The following is a 16,609-nucleotide window of genomic DNA, read 5'->3' on the forward strand; positions in this document are numbered from 1 at the left end:
ATTTCGCGAGTGAGATCGGAAATGAGTGGCGCACATTCATAAGGAAATGCTCCATGAACAAGCCAGTACCCGATCCACCACTTGAATCAAATACCCCCCTCGAAGAAGCCATGCGCGCCGAAGACCTCGCCCGCAACCGCGAAGCCATCAAACGCGCCCTCGACTATTACCTGTGTCCCAACCCTTCCAGACCGCGCCCGAGTACGATGTATATGGTCACGCCCAACGTCGATACCGAAAGCCTGCTGGCCAATGCCTGCGAGTCCCTGGCGTCGGCCAGTACCATCGCCAGCAATTTCGCCAATGAACTCAGCGGTTCGCAGCGCAGTACGGCGCTCGGCATCCAGCAGATCATCATGCTGGCCGAACTGGCGGTGAACCGGGCGCTGGATCGGGTTGATCCTCGAGCCTGACAACCCAAATCCCGGACACAAAAAAACCGGCGATCATTTTCTGATCGCCGGTTTTTCATTCAGCTGTCATTCAATCACTGCATCAACACTTCAATCGAGCCATCGGCCGTCAGGCTGACCTGGCTGGTGCCTGCTTCGACTTCCGGGGTCACTGGCGCAGCGTCCATGCCAGCGGCCGCTTTCATCATCATCGGGGCGCGCATGTACGGTTGTGGGTAGCCGTTGCTGTTGAGGTTCAGGTTGACGATTTTGTAACCCTTGCCGCCCAGGGCGTCGGTGGCCAGTTGGGCGCGGGCCTTGAAGGCGGTGACGGCTTCTTTCAGCAGTTTGTCTTCGCTGGCCTTGCGGGTCGGGTCGGCGATGGCGAAGTCCATGCCGCCCATTTTCAGGTCGGTCAGCAACTCGCCGGTGAGTTTGGACAGGGCGGCGAAGTCGGTGCTTTCCAGGCGCAGTTCGGCGCGTTCGCGCCAGCCGGTGATTTTCTGGCCCTTGGTGTCGTAGATCGGGTAGCTGTTGCGGCTGCCCTGGCGCAGGGTGATGTCTTTCACCTGTTTGGCCTGGGCCAGGGCCTTGTTCATGGTGGTGCTGACGTCGGCGGCGAGTTTGGCCGGGTCAGTGTTCTGTTCTTCGGTGTAGAGGGTCACGATCATCAGGTCGCGGGCCACTTCCTGGCTGACTTCGGCGCGCAGGGAAATCTGGTTGTAGTGCAGCTCATCGGCGGCCAGGGCCGGAAGGCTGGCGACGCTGCCGACGGTCAGGGCGAGAAGGGCGGCGCTGCGGCGAAATGTGTGCATGAAAGCTCCTTGATGAGGGCGCAGGTGATGGTTCGGGGGCCTGCGTGAAACCATCAGACTCTAGCTTTTATGATCCGGTTCGCCCAGTTACAACTTCTATACAGATGACAACAAGGCCAGCGACGAGCCACAAGCCACAAGCAACGAGCTTTTGCTTGTAGCTTGAAGCTCACAACTTGCAACTGCTTATTGGTGTGGTCGTTTGCCGCACTTTCGCCTCTCAAGCCCGCGCCTTGGTTATACTCCGTGCGATCCGCCTGGAGCGCTCATCAGGAGAGCTCATGCTCGCCCCCGTACAACTGACTTCCGCCACTCGCCAGAACCTCTGGCGGCTGACTTTCATCCGCACCCTGGTGCTGGCCGCGCAGGCCGGTTCCGTGGGCCTGGCCTACTGGCTGGAACTGTTGCCGTTGCCATGGGTGCAACTGGTGATGACCCTCGGCTGTTCGATTTTGCTCTGTGTGTTCACCGCCGTGCGCCTGCGCACTTCGTGGCCGGTCACCGAGCTCGAATACGCGCTGCAACTGGCCTGCGACCTGGTTATCCACAGCGCCTTGCTGTATTTCTCCGGTGGTTCGACCAACCCGTTCGTTTCGTATTATCTGGTACCTCTGACCATCGCTGCGGTGACGCTGCCGTGGCGTTATTCGGTGGTGTTGTCCGGTATTGCGCTGGCCTTGTACACCCTGATGCTGACGCATTTCTATCCGCTGGAAACCCTGCCGGTGGCCCGGGAGAACCTGCAGATCTACGGCATGTGGCTGAGCTTCGCCCTGGCGGCAGCAGTGATTACCTTCTTCGCCGCGCGCATGGCCGAAGAGCTGCGCCGCCAGGAAGAGTTGCGTGCGATCCGTCGTGAAGAAGGCCTGCGCGATCAGCAATTGCTGGCCGTGGCGACTCAGGCGGCCGGTGCCGCTCATGAACTGGGCACACCGCTGGCGACCATGAGCGTGTTGCTCAACGAAATGCAGCAGGATCACCACGACCCGATGCTTCAGGAAGACCTGAAGGTGCTCAAGGATCAGGTAAAACTCTGCAAAGAGACCCTGCAACAACTGGTGCGCGCCGCCGAGGCCAATCGCCGGATGGCAGTGGAAATGCAGGATGTCACCGAATGGCTCGACGAAGCGCTCAACCGCTGGCACCTGATGCGCCCCGAGGCCAGTTATCGCTTCCAGCGCCTGGGCCAGGGCACGCTGCCGCGTGTAGCGCCGCCGCCGGATCTGACCCAGGCCTTGCTGAATCTGCTGAACAACGCCGCCGATGCCTGCCCGGAAAACCTTCAGGTGACCCTGGACTGGACCGCCGAAGACCTGACCATCAGCATCCGCGACCACGGCGCCGGTGTGCCGCTGGCCATCGCCGAACAGATCGGCAAACCGTTTTTTACCACCAAGGGCAAAGGTTTCGGCCTGGGCCTGTTTTTGAGCAAGGCCAGCGTGACACGCGCCGGCGGCTCAGTGAAACTCTATAGTCATGAGGAAGGCGGCACGCTCACCGAGCTGCGCCTGCCCCACGGCGCCCGAGGAGAGCAACATGAGTGACGAAATCCAAGTCGAAGGCGAAGAACTGCCGCATTTGCTGCTGGTCGATGACGACGCGACCTTTACCCGGGTGATGGCCCGCGCCATGGCTCGCCGTGGTTTTCGCGTCAGCACCGCCGGTTCCGCCGAGGAAGGCCTGACCATCGCCCAGGCCGATCTGCCGGACTATGCGGCGCTGGACCTGAAAATGGACGGCGACTCCGGTCTGGTGCTGCTGCCTAAATTGCTGGAGCTGGACCCGGAAATGCGCGTGGTGATTCTCACCGGTTACTCGAGCATCGCCACCGCAGTCGAGGCGATCAAGCGCGGCGCCTGCAACTACCTGTGCAAACCGGCGGACGCCGATGACGTGCTGGCGGCGCTGCTGTCCGAACACGCCGACCTCGACAGCCTGGTGCCGGAAAACCCGATGTCGGTAGATCGCCTGCAATGGGAACACATTCAGCGCGTGTTGACCGAACACGAAGGCAACATCTCCGCCACTGCCCGCGCCCTGGGCATGCACCGCCGTACCCTGCAGCGCAAGCTGCAGAAGCGCCCGGTTCGTCGCTGAACCTGCGCTGAACGGCCATCGCCAGCCCTCGCGATAAAGCGCACCGATCAACTATGATCGGTGCGTGTCTGTTCTTTTCTTTATCGAGCCTTTTCCATGAATCAGAACGCTGAATATTCCGCGGTCAACGATGCTGTGCGCGGGCAGTTTTTTCGCAAGGTGTGGGCCATGACCACGCCTTACTGGCGCAGCGAAGAGAAGGGCAAGGCCTGGACGTTGCTGATTGCCGTGATTGCGCTGACATTGTTCAGCGTGGCGATTTCGGTGTGGATCAACAGTTGGTACAAGGATTTCTATAACGCCCTGCAGAAAAAAGACGAGGCGGCGTTCTGGCAGTTGATCCTGTATTTCTGCGGCATTGCGGCCGTGGCGATCCTCGGCGCGGTGTATCGCCTGTACCTGACGCAAATGCTGACCATCCGTTGGCGGGCATGGCTCACCGAAAACCATTTCAAGCGCTGGCTCGGGCACAAGAACTACTACCAACTGGAGCAGGGCGGCTACACCGATAACCCTGACCAGCGGATTTCCGAGGACCTCAACACCTTCACCAGCAACACCTTGAGTCTCGCTCTGGGCTTGATCCGCACAGTGGTCAGCCTGGTTTCGTTCTCGATCATTTTGTGGGGGGTCTCCGGCAGCATCGAGGTGTTCGGCATCGAGATTCCCGGCTACATGTTCTGGTGTGCGCTGCTGTATGCGGCGGTTGGCAGCTGGCTGACGCACCTGATCGGTCGACGCCTGATCGGCCTGAACAACCAACAACAACGCTTCGAAGCCGACCTGCGTTTCTCCATGGTGCGAGTGCGCGAGAACGCCGAGAGCATTGCGCTGTACAACGGCGAGCCGAACGAGAATCGCCGTCTGAGCAGCCGCTTTGGTCTGGTCTGGCACAACTTCTGGGACATCATGCGCGTGTCCAAGCGCCTGACGTTCTTCACCTCGGGTTATGGCCAGATCGCAATCATTTTTCCCTTCATCGTCGCGGCGCCCCGTTACCTGTCCGGCAAGATCGAACTGGGTGAGCTGATGCAGATCAACTCGGCATTCGGCAACGTGCAGGAGAACTTCAGCTGGTTCATCAACGCCTATGCGGACCTCGCCGCGTGGCGCGCTACGTGTGATCGTCTGCTGAGTTTCCGTCAGGCCATGACTGACAACGAAGAACGTGCACCGGCCATCGACGTGCAGAATCAGGGCAGCGAATTGAAGGTACACAACCTCGGGCTTGATCTCGCCGATGGCCGTCACTTGCTGACCAGCGCCGACATGACCGTAGAGCCGGGCGACCGGGTAATGCTCAGCGGTCGTTCCGGCAGCGGCAAGTCGACGCTGCTCCGAGCAATGGGGCATTTGTGGCCGGCGGGCCACGGCAGCATCCGCCTGCCTGCATCGCGTTATCTGTTCCTGCCTCAGAAGCCGTATCTGCCGATCGGCACCCTGCGCGATGCCTTGAGTTATCCACAACCGGGCGACACCTACGCCCCAGAGCGTTATGCGCAAGTGCTGGAAACCTGCCGTCTGCCGCATCTGGTGGCGCGGCTGGACGAAGCCAACCACTGGCAACGCATGCTCTCGCCGGGTGAGCAGCAACGACTGGCCTTCGCCCGTGCGCTGCTTTACGCACCGCACTGGCTGTACATGGACGAAGCGACGTCGGCGATGGACGAAGAAGACGAAGCCACGCTGTATCAGGCGCTGATCGACCAGTTGCCGGGCCTGAGCATCGTCAGCGTCGGCCATCGCAGCAGCCTCAAGCGCTTCCATCCACGGCATGTACGGATCGACAGCGGGCATCTGGTCGAGCAGACCGTCACGGCCTGATGTGTACCGAATCTGTGGGAGCCCGCTCCCGCAGAGGACGGTGATCGTACAACTCCCTTGGGCTATGATGCCCCTCTTACCGAATTTTCGAGACAAACGCAGACCATGGAAACCCCGATCGACACCCCGCGCCTCCCTCGCAAGCGCCGCAGCCTGGCACAGGAACTGGTGACGGTGCTGACCGAGCAGATCCGCGACGGTCTGCTCAAGCGTGGCGACAAGTTGCCCACCGAGTCGGCGATCATGGAAGCCCATGGCGTCAGCCGCACCGTGGTGCGCGAGGCGATTTCCCGGCTGCAGGCTGCGGGGCAGGTCGAAACCCGCCACGGCATCGGCACCTTCGTCCTCGACACCCCGAGCCCGAGCGGTTTCCGGATCGACCCGGCCACCGTGGTCACCCTGCGTGACGTGCTGGCGATTCTCGAATTCCGTATCAGCCTGGAAGTCGAATCCGCCGGCCTCGCCGCACAGCGTCGCAGCGCCGAACAGCTGGCCGCGATGCGCGCCGCCCTCGATGCGCTGAACGAAAGCGTGGCCCACGCCAGCGATGCGGTGGCATCGGATTTCCAGTTCCACCTGCAAATTGCGCTGTCTACCGGCAACCGCTACTTCACCGACATCATGACCCACCTGGGCACCAGCATCATTCCGCGCACGCGGCTGAATTCGGCGCGCCTGGCCCATGACGATCAGCAGCACTACATGAATCGCCTGAGCCGTGAGCATGAGGAAATCTACGAGGCCATCGCCCGTCAGGATGCCGATGCCGCCCGCGCGGCCATGCGCCTGCATCTGACCAACAGCCGCGAACGGCTGCGTCAGGCTCACGAAGAGGCGCAGGCGCAGGGCTGAGGAAGTCAGGCTTCGACGTAGAGTCTCAGTGGCTCCGAACAAGGTTCCAGACTGGACTCGTCGGCGAACTTGTAACGCAGTTCGACGGTGCTGTTCAGGTACTTTTCCAGCTCGAATCGGGGAATGCTCAGTTCGATCCCGGTCAGGCCGACCATGTCATCGAGTGCGTCATCCCAGACGCCGGTCGGCTCCGACAAGCCCTGCCATTCAGGCTCTTCCGGGTCCTCGCCGAGGATTGGGTACACATCCCAGTTCGGCGGGGTGTTCTGGCCATCGGGTACGCGGACGATCAGGTCATCATCCAGGGCCGACAACCGCAGGATGATCGAATCGCTGGCGTGATCGGGGAACTGCGGAAGGTGTGCAGCGGCAAACGTCATGCTTCGTTCTCCTTGAAAGATCTGCCGCGATCCTTCGCGGCAGTTGTCGCACTTTACCCGGCGAATCAGCGATTCGCGCCGGGGCAATCTTGTCCGGGCATTTCAGCTCTGGGGCAGAATCGAACGATCGACCCTGACCGCCAGTTTGCCCGGGCCGGGCCTGACATCGAATGTTGCGTTCCCCTGAGCGTCCACCGACGTCCGGGCGATGGCCACGCCGTCGCGCAGCAATTGCAGCGGCGCACCTTTCAACGATTGGCCCGAGGCCAGTTCCAGTTTCAATTTGATGCTCATCGAATCGCTCCTCAATTCGTGTTGCCGGTTGGGTGATAGTCCTTGAGCAGCAGGTAAGTGCTCCAGCCCCACCAGTCGTCGACGGTGGCGGTGTCGTTGAGGTTGTTCACGTCCTTGCGGCGCAGGACTTTGTTGCCCTGTAGGCGGAACAGTGGCGAGAAATTGTTCGTCAGACTCATCACGAAAGTCAGGTCCGGCAGCCGTTGCAGCGCGTTGAAGGTGGTTGGCACGTTGCCGCTTGAATACGCGGCATACACCTCGTCCGCCGAATCCTGCACCGCCAGATTCACTTGATTGCGATTGTCGGCGTCCGTGGCGTCGAAGTAGCGTTTGTCGCCGAACGCACGCCATTGCTCGCCATGTCCGTTGCGTACCTTGAGCCCGAATTTGCTGTCTTCGTCATGCATGAAGCGAGTGATCAGCGAGCCCAGATCACTCGGCGTTACGACGGCGGCCATGGCCTTGCGTGGCACCCGCAAATGACCGGAGGAGAACAGGTCGGTGAGGTAGTGATCCGCGAACGCATTCATCGCGTAGGCCCGTTCCAGTTGCAATTCGTCCTGACTGGCGTGGGCGGCTGCGGCAGTTTGCAGGGCGGCGGTGTGCCCGGCGATGTAGGCCTGTCGGGCCCATTCGCCAAAATGGTCGGCGTTGTTCGCCGCCAGTTTCAGATAACGACCGAGGGGGAACAGTGCCGAGACGAAACTGCCGCCACCGGTGATTTTGTTCCACTCTTCCGACAACGTATCTCCCAGCGCGTCATAGGCTTCGTGGGGTGGTTTGCCGTCCTTGATCGCCTGTTTAACGGCATCGATCTCTTTTTGCATGATCGCGAGAACTTGTGGCGCTTCGGCCTTTGAAGCCGGCAGGGCGGCGAGGGTGTCGAACGCCGCCGAAAAGCGTTGCAGGCGATCCGCCGGGGTGGCGCCTTCGTTGATCGGGCGGTCGGCGATTCCGTAGAAATCACCGCCCAGCGCGAGCACCTGGCCGTACGTCAGCGCCAACCCGTTCGGCAGGTGCAGCGGCACATTTTGCGCGAGCACCGGCTCGGCATCTTCAACGAAGCGCAGCCGGGTGTTATCGCCGATCGCCGTGTGTTCCGCGCCTTCGAAGCGCAGCGGCGGTTTGACTTTCATGGCTTTGCCGGTCAGTGCGGGGGAGGGTTCGACATCGCTGTGGGAGTCGGCAATGTGCAGCACCAGGTGCGGATTTTCAGCACTGAAGGCGATGCCGCCGGGGGTAAAAAGATCATCGAAACGGGCGATGACCGGTGTGGGTTTTTCAAGGCATTTGGGTTGTAGACCGGACATTTCTTTCTCCTTGATATGTCGTCGGTGGGTTCTTATTTAACTGTATGTATATACAGTTAAATGGAGCCTAGTCGAGAAAACTCCTGCGTCAAAAAGAAATCTTGTCCGACAAAAATGCACCCCAGCGATGAAATGCAGTTGACGGTTATCTTTTAAGTTGTACGATGACCTACAACTTCGGCGAAGGCTGAACGGTCCACTCACAAAAAACGTTGCTACCAGGGTGTTCGAATAATGAATCCACAAGAACTGAAGTCCATCCTCTCCGCCGGCCTGCTGTCGTTCCCGGTGACCGATTTCAATGCCCAGGGCGATTTCAACCGCGCGGGCTACATCAAACGCCTGGAATGGCTGGCCCCATATGGTGCTTCGGCCCTGTTCGCCGCCGGTGGCACCGGTGAGTTCTTCTCCCTGGCGGCCAGCGAATATTCGGAAATCATCAAGACTGCCGTCGACACTTGCGCCAGCAGCGTGCCGATCCTTGCCGGTGTCGGCGGTTCGACCCGCCAGGCCATCGAATACGCTCAGGAAGCCGAGCGTCTGGGCGCCAAAGGCCTGTTGCTGCTGCCGCACTACCTGACCGAAGCCAGCCAGGACGGCGTCGCCGCCCACGTTGAAGCGGTGTGCAAATCGGTGAACATCGGTGTGGTGGTTTACAACCGCAACGTCTGCCGCCTGACCGCGCCGCTGCTGGAACGTCTGGCCGAGCGCTGCCCGAATCTGATCGGCTACAAGGATGGTCTGGGCGATATCGAGCTGATGGTGTCGATCCGCCGTCGCCTCGGCGACCGCTTCAGCTACCTCGGTGGTCTGCCGACTGCTGAAGTCTATGCCGCTGCCTACAAGGCCCTGGGTGTGCCGGTCTACTCGTCGGCGGTGTTCAACTTCATCCCGAAAACCGCGATGGACTTCTACCACGCCATTGCCCGCGAAGATCACGCCACCGTCGGCAAGATCATCGACGACTTCTTCCTGCCATACCTGGACATCCGCAACCGCAAGGCCGGTTACGCCGTGAGCATCGTCAAGGCAGGCGCCAAGATCGCCGGCTATGACGCAGGCCCGGTGCGGGCGCCGCTGACCGACCTGACCCGCGAAGAGTACGAAATGCTCGCCGCGCTGATCGACAAGCAAGGTGCGCAGTAACACAACCCTCTAAACAAGGCCGCTGAGCAATCAGCGGCCTTTTGCGTCAGGAGAATGATTCGTGACCAAGCGCTATGACAACTACATCAACGGTGAATGGGTCGCCGGCAACGATTACTCGGTCAACATCAACCCGTCCGAGCTGAGCGACACCATCGGCGACTACGCCAAGGCTGATCTTGCTCAGGTCAACGCCGCCATCGACGCCGCTCGCGCCGCGTTCCCGGCGTGGTCGACTTCGGGCATTCAGGCTCGCCACGACTCGCTGGACAAGGTCGGCACCGAAATCCTCGCCCGTCGCGAAGAACTCGGCACGCTGCTGGCCCGGGAAGAGGGCAAGACCCTGCCGGAAGCCATCGGCGAAGTGACCCGCGCCGGCAACATCTTCAAGTTCTTCGCCGGCGAGTGCCTGCGTCTGTCCGGCGACTACGTGCCGTCGGTGCGCCCGGGCGTCAACGTTGAAGTCACCCGCGAAGCCCTCGGCGTGGTCGGCCTGATCACCCCGTGGAATTTCCCGATTGCGATTCCGTCGTGGAAAATCGCCCCGGCCCTGGCCTACGGCAACTGCGTGGTGTTGAAACCGGCGGATCTGGTGCCGGGTTGCGCCTGGGCGCTGGCCGAAATCATCTCCCGCGCAGGCTTCCCGGCCGGCGTGTTCAACCTGGTGATGGGCAGCGGTCGCGTGGTCGGTGAAGCGCTGGTCAACAGCCCGAAAGTCGACGGCATCAGCTTCACCGGCTCCGTCGGCGTCGGTCGTCAGATCGCGGTCAACTGCGTGTCGCGCCAGGCTAAGGTGCAACTGGAGATGGGCGGCAAGAACCCGCAGATCATTCTCGACGACGCCGACCTCAAGCAGGCGGTGGAGCTGTCGGTGCAGAGCGCGTTCTACTCCACCGGCCAGCGTTGCACCGCGTCGAGCCGCTTGATCGTCACCGCCGGGATTCATGACAAGTTCGTCGAAGCCATGGCCGAGCGCATGAAGTCGATCAAAGTCGGCCACGCGCTGAAGGCCGGCACCGACATCGGTCCGGTGGTTTCGCAAGCACAGCTTGAGCAGGACCTGAAATACATCGACATCGGCCAGTCCGAAGGTGCCCGCGTAGTCAGCGGCGGTGGTCTGGTGACCTGCGACACCGAGGGTTATTTCCTCGCACCGACGCTGTTTGCCGACAGTGAAGCGTCGATGCGCATCAGCCGCGAAGAGATCTTCGGCCCGGTGGCCAACATCGTCCGCGTGGCGGATTACGAGGCTGCACTGGCCATGGCCAACGACACCGAATTCGGTCTGTCGGCGGGCATCGCCACGACGTCGCTGAAGTACGCCAACCACTTCAAGCGTCATTCCCAGGCCGGGATGGTGATGGTCAACCTGCCGACCGCCGGCGTCGATTACCACGTTCCGTTCGGGGGCCGTAAGGGTTCATCCTATGGCTCACGTGAGCAAGGCCGCTATGCGCAAGAGTTCTACACCGTGGTGAAAACCGCCTACATCGGTTCGTAAGTCGCTGCACCCGCGCAGGGTTATTGCCAAGGCCCTGCGCGGCACAAGACCAAAGAATGTTTTACCCGCATAAAAATAATCAGTGGGAGTACATCTACATGCAATCGTCCAAGCCGACTCACGTCCGCTATTTGATCCTGCTCATGCTGTTCCTGGTGACCACGATCAACTACGCCGACCGCGCCACCATCGCGATCGCCGGTTCCAGTTTGCAAAAAGACCTCGGCATCGACGCGGTCACCCTCGGCTACATCTTCTCTGCATTCGGTTGGGCCTACGTGGCCGGGCAAATTCCCGGCGGCTGGCTGCTCGATCGTTTTGGCTCGAAAAAAGTCTATGCCCTGAGCATCTTCACCTGGTCGCTGTTCACCGTGCTGCAAGGCTTTGTCGGTGAGTTCGGCATGTCCACGGCTATCGTGGCGCTGTTCATGTTGCGCTTCCTCGTGGGCCTGGCCGAAGCGCCATCGTTCCCCGGCAACGCACGCATCGTGGCGGCCTGGTTCCCGACCGCCGAACGCGGTACGGCTTCGGCGATCTTCAACTCGGCGCAGTACTTCGCCACCGTGCTGTTCGCGCCGCTGATGGGCTGGATCGTCTATGCCTTTGGCTGGGAACACGTGTTCATTGTCATGGGCGTATTCGGCATCCTGTTCTCGCTGATCTGGCTGAAGGTTATCCACAGCCCGCGCCAGCACCCGATGGCCAACGAAGCGGAAGTGAAGTTCATCGCCGACAACGGCGGCATGGTCGACATGGACCAGAAACAAGGCAAAAAAGCTGACGGCCCGAAATGGGACTACATCCGCCAGTTGCTGACCAACCGCATGATGCTCGGCGTGTACCTGGGCCAGTACTGCATCAACGGCATCACCTATTTCTTCCTGACCTGGTTCCCGGTGTACCTGGTGCAGGAGCGCGGCATGACCATTCTCAAGGCCGGTTTCATCGCCTCGTTGCCGGCGATCTGCGGTTTTATCGGCGGCGTCCTCGGCGGGGTGATTTCCGATTACCTGCTGCGCAAGGGCCACTCGCTGACCTTCGCCCGCAAGGCACCGATCATTGCCGGCCTGCTGGTCTCCAGCAGCATCGTCGCGTGCAACTATGTTGAAGTGGAATGGATGGTGGTCGGCTTCATGGCCCTGGCCTTCTTCGGCAAAGGCGTGGGCGCACTGGGCTGGGCGGTGGTCTCCGACACTTCGCCGAAACAGATCGCCGGTCTCAGTGGCGGCCTGTTCAACACCTTCGGCAACATTGCCTCGATCACCACGCCAATCGTCATCGGCTACATCATCAGCTCCACCGGTTCGTTCAAATGGGCGCTGGTGTTTGTCGGCGCCAACGCGCTGGTGGCGGTGTTCAGCTACCTGGTGATCGTCGGCCCGATCAAACGTGTGGTACTGAAAGAGCCGCCAACCAATGGCGGTTCCGAAGCCACCGGTAAATTGTCTCAAGCGCATTCCTGAGGAGCGGCGCCATGCAGTTGATTGAACATTCCGACTCGCCGCGCTACATCCGCCTGCACGAGCGGGACAACGTAGTGGTCGTGGTCAATGACCAGGGCGTTCCGGCCGGTACTGCCTTCGCCGATGGCCTGGTGACGGTGGATTTTGTGCCGCAGAGCCACAAGGTCAGCCTCGTGGACATCCCCGAGGGCGGCACGGTGATTCGCTATGGCCAGATCATTGGCTATGCGTTGCAGCCGATTCCCCGTGGCAGTTGGGTCAAGGAAGATCAACTGCGCATGCCGACCGCGCCACCGCTTGACAGCCTGCCGCTGTCCACCGACGTGCCGGCCGCCCAGGCGCCGCTGGAGGGTTACACCTTCGAGGGTTATCGCAATGCCGACGGCACCGTCGGCACGCGCAACATCCTCGGGATCACCACCACCGTGCAGTGCGTCACAGGGGTGCTGGATCACGCGGTCAAACGCATCAAGGATGAACTGTTGCCCAAGTACCCCCACGTCGATGACGTGGTGGCGCTGACCCATAGTTACGGTTGCGGCGTGGCGATCACCGCTACCGACGCCTACATTCCGATCCGCACTGTGCGCAATCTGGCGCGCAACCCGAACCTCGGTGGCGAGGCGTTGGTGATCAGTCTGGGCTGCGAGAAATTGCAGGCCGGGCAGGTGATGCACGAGGACGATGCGTCGGTGGATCTGAGCGAGCCGTGGCTGTATCGCTTGCAGGATTCCAGTCACGGTTTCACCGAGATGATCGAGCAGATCATGGATCTGGCCGAAACCCGCCTGAAGAAACTTGACCAGCGCCGCCGGGAGACCGTGCCCGCGTCCGAGCTGATCCTCGGCATGCAGTGCGGTGGCAGCGATGCGTTTTCCGGGATCACCGCCAACCCGGCGCTGGGTTATGCCTCGGACTTGCTGCTGCGAGCAGGGGCGACGGTGATGTTTTCCGAAGTCACCGAAGTGCGTGACGCGATTTACCTGCTGACCTCCCGGGCCCAGAGCAAAACCGTTGCCGAGGAACTGGTGCGCGAGATGGACTGGTACGACCGTTACCTGGCCAAGGGCGAGGCGGATCGCAGCGCCAACACCACGCCGGGCAACAAGAAGGGCGGGTTGTCGAACATTGTCGAGAAGTCCTTGGGCTCGATCGTCAAATCCGGCAGCAGCGCGATCAGCGGCGTGCTGGGTCCGGGGGAACGCTTCAAGCAGAAGGGTTTGATTTTCTGTGCGACGCCGGCCAGCGATTTTGTCTGCGGCACGTTGCAACTGGCGGCGGGGATGAACCTGCATGTGTTTACCACCGGGCGTGGCACGCCTTATGGTCTGGCCATGGCGCCGGTGGTGAAGGTGTCGACCCGGACCGAACTGGCGCAACGCTGGCCGGACCTGATCGACATCGATGCCGGGCGCATCGCTACCGGTCGCGCAAGCATCGAGGAGTTGGGCTGGGAGTTGTTCCACTACTATCTGGATGTGGCGAGCGGCAAGCAGCAGACGTGGGCCGAGAAGCACAAGCTGCATAACGACATTACGTTGTTCAATCCGGCGCCTATTACGTGATGGTTGCTCGTTCCCACGCGCTGCGTGGGAACGATCGGGGTGAAAGTGGCTTATCATTAGCCCCCTAACGACGCTCACCTTCAAGGCTCCCCGGCATGCTGGCAATCTTCCTCGAAACCCTGAACATCACCGCGCCGGTGTTTGCCATGCTGTTTCTGGGTGTGCTGCTCAAACGCATCGAATGGATCAACGACAACTTCATCCACACGGCGTCGTCGCTGGTGTTCAACGTCAGCATGCCGGCACTGCTGTTTCTCGGCATCCTGCATGCCGACCTGCATGCCGCGCTGCAACCGGCGCTGCTGATCTACTTCGCCGTCGCCACCCTGGCCAGTTTTGCCTTGGCCTGGGGCTGGGCGATTCTCCGCTGCCCGCGCGAGGATCGCGGCATCTACACGCAAGGTGCGTTTCGCGGCAACAACGGGGTGATCGGTCTGGCGCTGGCGGCGAGCATGTACGGTGACTACGGGATTTCCCTCGGAGCGATTCTCGCGGCGCTGGTGATCCTGTTCTACAACACCCTGTCGACCATTGTGCTGGCGGTGTACAGCCCGGTGATCAAGTCCGATCCATGGAGCATCTGCAAAAGCGTGTTCAGCAATCCGCTGATCATCAGCGTCATCGCTGCGGCGCCGTTTGCCTGGTTCAAGATCGGTCTGCCGGGCTGGCTGGAAACGTCCGGCCAGTACCTGGCGCAAACCACGCTGCCACTGGCGTTGATCTGCATCGGCGGCACGCTGTCGCTGGCGGCGCTGCGCAAGAGCGGGAGCATGGCGCTCAGTTCCAGTCTGGTGAAGATGATCGGCCTGCCGGTGCTCGCGACACTGGGTGCCTGGCTATGGGGCTTTCGCGGGGCGGAGCTGGGGATTCTGTTTCTGTACTTCGGCAGCCCGACGGCGGCCGCCAGTTTTGTCATGGCACGGGCGGCCCAGGGCAATCATGAACTGGCGGCGGCGATCATCGTGTTGACCACGTTGATGGCGGCGGTGACCACCAACGTCGGGATCTTTCTGTTGCAGTGGGGCGGGTGGATCTGAGGCTGGCTGTTACTCAGGCTTCTGGTAACTGTCGATCACTTCCTGCGCTGCCCGAAACGCATCGATCGCCGCCGGCACCCCGGCGTACACCGCGCAATGCAGCAGCGCCTCGCGGATCTCGTCGACCGTGCAGCCATTGTTCAACGCGCCGCGCACGTGGCCCTTCAATTCCTGCGGGCACTTCAACGCGGTCAGCGCGGCGAGGGTGATCAGGCTGCGGGTCTTCAGCGGCAGACCTTCGCGATTCCACACACCGCCCCAGGCGTGTTCGTTGACGAAATCCTGCAAGGGTTGGGTGAACTCAGTGGCATTGCCCAGGGCGCGGTCGACGAACGCGTCACCCATTACCTGGCGGCGGATTTCGACCCCGGATTTCTTCGATTCGGTCATGGCACATCCCTCTTGTGGTGTTGGCGGCGCCAGGCGCGCACCGACGTAAAAAACAAAAACGTCAGCAGCGTTGGCAGGACATAGAACAGCATCAACCGTTCGAGCTTGCCGGCGAGCGGCATGCCGGTGGTGAACGACACCACATGCAGCGCATACGCCAGATACAAGCCGAGCAGTAGCAAGCCTTCAGCCCGGGTCACGCGGTAGCCGGAATAGAACACCGGCAGGCACAGCGTGGCGACGCCGAGCATCACCGGCAGGTCGAAATCCAGCGCGTTGGGCGACACCGACAGTGGTGTCGGGGCGATCAACGCGGTGATGCCGAGGACCCCGAGCAGGTTGAACAGGTTGGCGCCGATCACGTTGCCCACGGCAATGTCCCGCTGACCGCGCAATGCGGCGATCAACGAAGTGGCGAGTTCCGGCAGCGAAGTACCGACCGCGACCACGGTCAGGCCGATCACCCGTTCGGAGAATCCGAGATCGGTGGCTACTGCGACAGCGGCACCCAGCAACAAATGTCCGGCGAACACCAGCATGGCGAGACCGGCGACGATCATCAGCAGGCTGGTGAACCAGGGGGCGGGTTGAGTCTGAGGATGATCGGAATGTGGCCGGCCCGAGTGCCGCGACTGGCGCAGCAGCAAGCCGAGGTACAACCCCAGAGCCGCCAGCAGCAGGATGCCGTCGAAACGGCCGATCTCTTCGTTCCAGGCCAGCACGAACACCAGCAGGCTGGCGCCGATCATCAGCGGGATGTCGAGGCGCACCAGTTGCCGTGAGACGCGCAATGGGATGATCAGCGCCGACAGGCCGAGGGTCACGAGGATGTTGAAAATGCTGCTGCCGATCACGCTGCCGACTGCGATGTCGGAGTTGTGCGTCAGGGTCGCTTGCAGGCTGACCGCCATTTGCGGGGCGCTGCTGCCGAGGGCGACGATGGTCAGACCGATGATCAGCGGCCGCACATGCAGGCGCGCGGCCAGGCGCACGGCGGCGCGCACCATCAGTTCGGCACCGGCGATCAGCAGGAACAATCCGCAGAGCAGTTCGATCACGTTGATCAGCGGTAAATCGGTCAATCCGAAAATGGCGGGCGCTCCATCAGTCGTCGAGGGCCTGCACGCGAACCCGCGCCGTGCCACTGCCAATCATGCCGAGGCGTTCGGCGGCTTCCCGTGAAACATCGATGATGCGCCCACGGGTGTGTGGCCCGCGGTCGTTGATACGCACCACGCAGGATTTGTCGTTTTTCAGGTTGGTGACCTTCACCCGGGTGCCGAACGGCAATTGGCGATGGGCGGCGGTCAGGGAATTCTGGTTGAACGCTTCGCCGCTGGCGGTGCGTTTACCGTGGTGTTTGGCTCCGTAATAGGAGGCGACGCCGGTCTGGTCGTAACCGTGCGGGTCGATGACATCGGTGCTGGCGCAACCGGCCAGCAGGGAAAGCAGGGCGCAGCTGATGAATAGACGCTTCATTCAAAGGTTTCCCGAAAACAGATGTGGGAGCCAGCCTGCCGGCTCCCACAGGGAATGGAGCCAG

The 16,609-nt window shown here is 61.4% G+C and carries 17 protein-coding genes; 10 read left to right on the forward strand and 7 right to left on the reverse strand.

What is annotated here, in order from left to right; genetic code table 11:
* The first annotated feature begins 53 nt into the window (after nucleotides 1–53).
* Nucleotides 54–413: a DUF6124 family protein gene (locus DLD99_RS04490; protein WP_114881409.1), complete on the forward strand. Its 360-nt coding sequence runs from the start codon at nucleotides 54–56 to the stop codon at nucleotides 411–413.
* A gap of 74 nt (nucleotides 414–487) precedes the next feature.
* Here DLD99_RS04490 and DLD99_RS04495 read toward each other — a convergent pair whose 3' ends face one another.
* A complete protein-coding gene (locus DLD99_RS04495; RefSeq protein ID WP_114881410.1) occupies nucleotides 488–1,207 on the reverse strand; it encodes an SIMPL domain-containing protein in 720 nt (239 codons plus the stop codon).
* A gap of 281 nt (nucleotides 1,208–1,488) precedes the next feature.
* Between DLD99_RS04495 and DLD99_RS04500 the strand changes: the two genes are divergently transcribed.
* The 4 genes from DLD99_RS04500 to DLD99_RS04515 all read left to right on the forward strand — a co-directional run bounded on the left by DLD99_RS04500 (nucleotide 1,489) and on the right by DLD99_RS04515 (nucleotide 5,980).
* Entirely contained in the window at nucleotides 1,489–2,751 is a 1,263-nt protein-coding gene (locus DLD99_RS04500) for an ATP-binding protein (RefSeq protein ID WP_085711810.1), read from the forward strand.
* Complete coding sequence (locus DLD99_RS04505) at nucleotides 2,744–3,304, forward strand: response regulator transcription factor (protein WP_003221630.1); 561 nt, start codon at nucleotides 2,744–2,746, stop codon at nucleotides 3,302–3,304. The genes DLD99_RS04500 and DLD99_RS04505 overlap by 8 nt, the downstream gene beginning before the upstream one ends.
* 96 nt (nucleotides 3,305–3,400) lie before the next feature.
* Entirely contained in the window at nucleotides 3,401–5,128 is a 1,728-nt protein-coding gene (locus DLD99_RS04510; RefSeq protein ID WP_114881411.1) for an ABC transporter ATP-binding protein/permease, read from the forward strand.
* Nucleotides 5,129–5,233: 105 nt separating this feature from the next.
* The gene (locus DLD99_RS04515; protein WP_085711808.1) at nucleotides 5,234–5,980 is read left to right on the forward strand and encodes a FadR/GntR family transcriptional regulator; all 747 of its coding nucleotides are present in this window, start codon (nucleotides 5,234–5,236) and stop codon (nucleotides 5,978–5,980) included.
* 5 nt (nucleotides 5,981–5,985) lie between these two features.
* On the opposite strand, the gene DLD99_RS04520 is transcribed toward DLD99_RS04515, so the two are convergent.
* From DLD99_RS04520 to DLD99_RS04530, 3 genes are all read right to left on the reverse strand, one after another.
* Nucleotides 5,986–6,360: a hypothetical protein gene (locus tag DLD99_RS04520; RefSeq protein ID WP_114881412.1), complete on the reverse strand. Its 375-nt coding sequence runs from the start codon at nucleotides 6,358–6,360 to the stop codon at nucleotides 5,986–5,988.
* Between the two features lie 102 nt (nucleotides 6,361–6,462).
* On the reverse strand, nucleotides 6,463–6,654 hold the full coding sequence (locus DLD99_RS04525) for a hypothetical protein (protein WP_114881413.1): 192 nt from the start codon (nucleotides 6,652–6,654) through the stop codon (nucleotides 6,463–6,465).
* Between the two features lie 11 nt (nucleotides 6,655–6,665).
* Nucleotides 6,666–7,964 carry a phospholipase gene (locus DLD99_RS04530; RefSeq protein WP_114881414.1) on the reverse strand — a complete coding sequence of 433 codons (1,299 nt, stop codon included), beginning with the start codon at nucleotides 7,962–7,964 and terminating at the stop codon, nucleotides 6,666–6,668.
* 234 nt (nucleotides 7,965–8,198) lie between these two features.
* Between DLD99_RS04530 and kdgD the strand changes: the two genes are divergently transcribed.
* From kdgD to DLD99_RS04555, 5 genes are all read left to right on the forward strand, one after another.
* The gene (gene kdgD / locus DLD99_RS04535) at nucleotides 8,199–9,110 is read left to right on the forward strand and encodes a 5-dehydro-4-deoxyglucarate dehydratase (RefSeq protein WP_007953624.1); all 912 of its coding nucleotides are present in this window, start codon (nucleotides 8,199–8,201) and stop codon (nucleotides 9,108–9,110) included.
* Between the two features lie 61 nt (nucleotides 9,111–9,171).
* On the forward strand, nucleotides 9,172–10,611 hold the full coding sequence (locus DLD99_RS04540; protein WP_085711804.1) for an aldehyde dehydrogenase family protein: 1,440 nt from the start codon (nucleotides 9,172–9,174) through the stop codon (nucleotides 10,609–10,611).
* A gap of 98 nt (nucleotides 10,612–10,709) precedes the next feature.
* Nucleotides 10,710–12,074 (forward strand): MFS transporter, encoded by a 1,365-nt coding sequence (locus tag DLD99_RS04545; RefSeq protein WP_085711879.1) that lies wholly within the window; start codon nucleotides 10,710–10,712, stop codon nucleotides 12,072–12,074.
* A gap of 11 nt (nucleotides 12,075–12,085) precedes the next feature.
* Complete coding sequence (gene garD / locus DLD99_RS04550) at nucleotides 12,086–13,639, forward strand: galactarate dehydratase (protein ID WP_114881415.1); 1,554 nt, start codon at nucleotides 12,086–12,088, stop codon at nucleotides 13,637–13,639.
* 95 nt (nucleotides 13,640–13,734) lie between these two features.
* Nucleotides 13,735–14,676, forward strand: a complete 942-nt coding sequence (locus DLD99_RS04555; RefSeq protein ID WP_114881416.1) for an AEC family transporter — start codon at nucleotides 13,735–13,737, stop codon at nucleotides 14,674–14,676.
* Between the two features lie 9 nt (nucleotides 14,677–14,685).
* Here DLD99_RS04555 and DLD99_RS04560 read toward each other — a convergent pair whose 3' ends face one another.
* The 3 genes from DLD99_RS04560 to DLD99_RS04570 are packed head-to-tail and all read right to left on the reverse strand — an operon-like array spanning nucleotide 14,686 to nucleotide 16,545.
* Complete coding sequence (locus DLD99_RS04560; RefSeq protein ID WP_085685699.1) at nucleotides 14,686–15,066, reverse strand: carboxymuconolactone decarboxylase family protein; 381 nt, start codon at nucleotides 15,064–15,066, stop codon at nucleotides 14,686–14,688.
* Entirely contained in the window at nucleotides 15,063–16,124 is a 1,062-nt protein-coding gene (locus tag DLD99_RS04565; RefSeq protein ID WP_114886585.1) for a calcium/sodium antiporter, read from the reverse strand. The genes DLD99_RS04560 and DLD99_RS04565 overlap by 4 nt, the downstream gene beginning before the upstream one ends.
* A 46-nt stretch (nucleotides 16,125–16,170) precedes the next feature.
* Nucleotides 16,171–16,545 carry a septal ring lytic transglycosylase RlpA family protein gene (locus tag DLD99_RS04570; protein WP_085711801.1) on the reverse strand — a complete coding sequence of 125 codons (375 nt, stop codon included), beginning with the start codon at nucleotides 16,543–16,545 and terminating at the stop codon, nucleotides 16,171–16,173.
* Nucleotides 16,546–16,609: the final 64 nt, after the last annotated feature.

This window comes from Pseudomonas kribbensis (genome assembly GCF_003352185.1).
In the GTDB taxonomy this organism is placed as follows: Bacteria; Pseudomonadota; Gammaproteobacteria; order Pseudomonadales; family Pseudomonadaceae; genus Aquipseudomonas; species Aquipseudomonas kribbensis.

Bases quoted from the DNA above. Each gene is read 5' to 3' on its own strand.
- DLD99_RS04490 (WP_114881409.1), top strand. From the start codon at position 54: ATGAACAAGCCAGTACCCGATCCACCACTTGAATCAAATACCCCCCTC.
- DLD99_RS04495 (WP_114881410.1), bottom strand. From the start codon at position 1,207: ATGCACACATTTCGCCGCAGCGCCGCCCTTCTCGCCCTGACCGTCGGC.
- DLD99_RS04500 (WP_085711810.1), top strand. From the start codon at position 1,489: ATGCTCGCCCCCGTACAACTGACTTCCGCCACTCGCCAGAACCTCTGG.
- DLD99_RS04505 (WP_003221630.1), top strand. From the start codon at position 2,744: ATGAGTGACGAAATCCAAGTCGAAGGCGAAGAACTGCCGCATTTGCTG.
- DLD99_RS04510 (WP_114881411.1), top strand. From the start codon at position 3,401: ATGAATCAGAACGCTGAATATTCCGCGGTCAACGATGCTGTGCGCGGG.
- DLD99_RS04515 (WP_085711808.1), top strand. From the start codon at position 5,234: ATGGAAACCCCGATCGACACCCCGCGCCTCCCTCGCAAGCGCCGCAGC.
- DLD99_RS04520 (WP_114881412.1), bottom strand. From the start codon at position 6,360: ATGACGTTTGCCGCTGCACACCTTCCGCAGTTCCCCGATCACGCCAGC.
- DLD99_RS04525 (WP_114881413.1), bottom strand. From the start codon at position 6,654: ATGAGCATCAAATTGAAACTGGAACTGGCCTCGGGCCAATCGTTGAAA.
- DLD99_RS04530 (WP_114881414.1), bottom strand. From the start codon at position 7,964: ATGTCCGGTCTACAACCCAAATGCCTTGAAAAACCCACACCGGTCATC.
- kdgD (WP_007953624.1), top strand. From the start codon at position 8,199: ATGAATCCACAAGAACTGAAGTCCATCCTCTCCGCCGGCCTGCTGTCG.
- DLD99_RS04545 (WP_085711879.1), top strand. From the start codon at position 10,710: ATGCAATCGTCCAAGCCGACTCACGTCCGCTATTTGATCCTGCTCATG.
- garD (WP_114881415.1), top strand. From the start codon at position 12,086: ATGCAGTTGATTGAACATTCCGACTCGCCGCGCTACATCCGCCTGCAC.
- DLD99_RS04555 (WP_114881416.1), top strand. From the start codon at position 13,735: ATGCTGGCAATCTTCCTCGAAACCCTGAACATCACCGCGCCGGTGTTT.
- DLD99_RS04560 (WP_085685699.1), bottom strand. From the start codon at position 15,066: ATGACCGAATCGAAGAAATCCGGGGTCGAAATCCGCCGCCAGGTAATG.
- DLD99_RS04570 (WP_085711801.1), bottom strand. From the start codon at position 16,545: ATGAAGCGTCTATTCATCAGCTGCGCCCTGCTTTCCCTGCTGGCCGGT.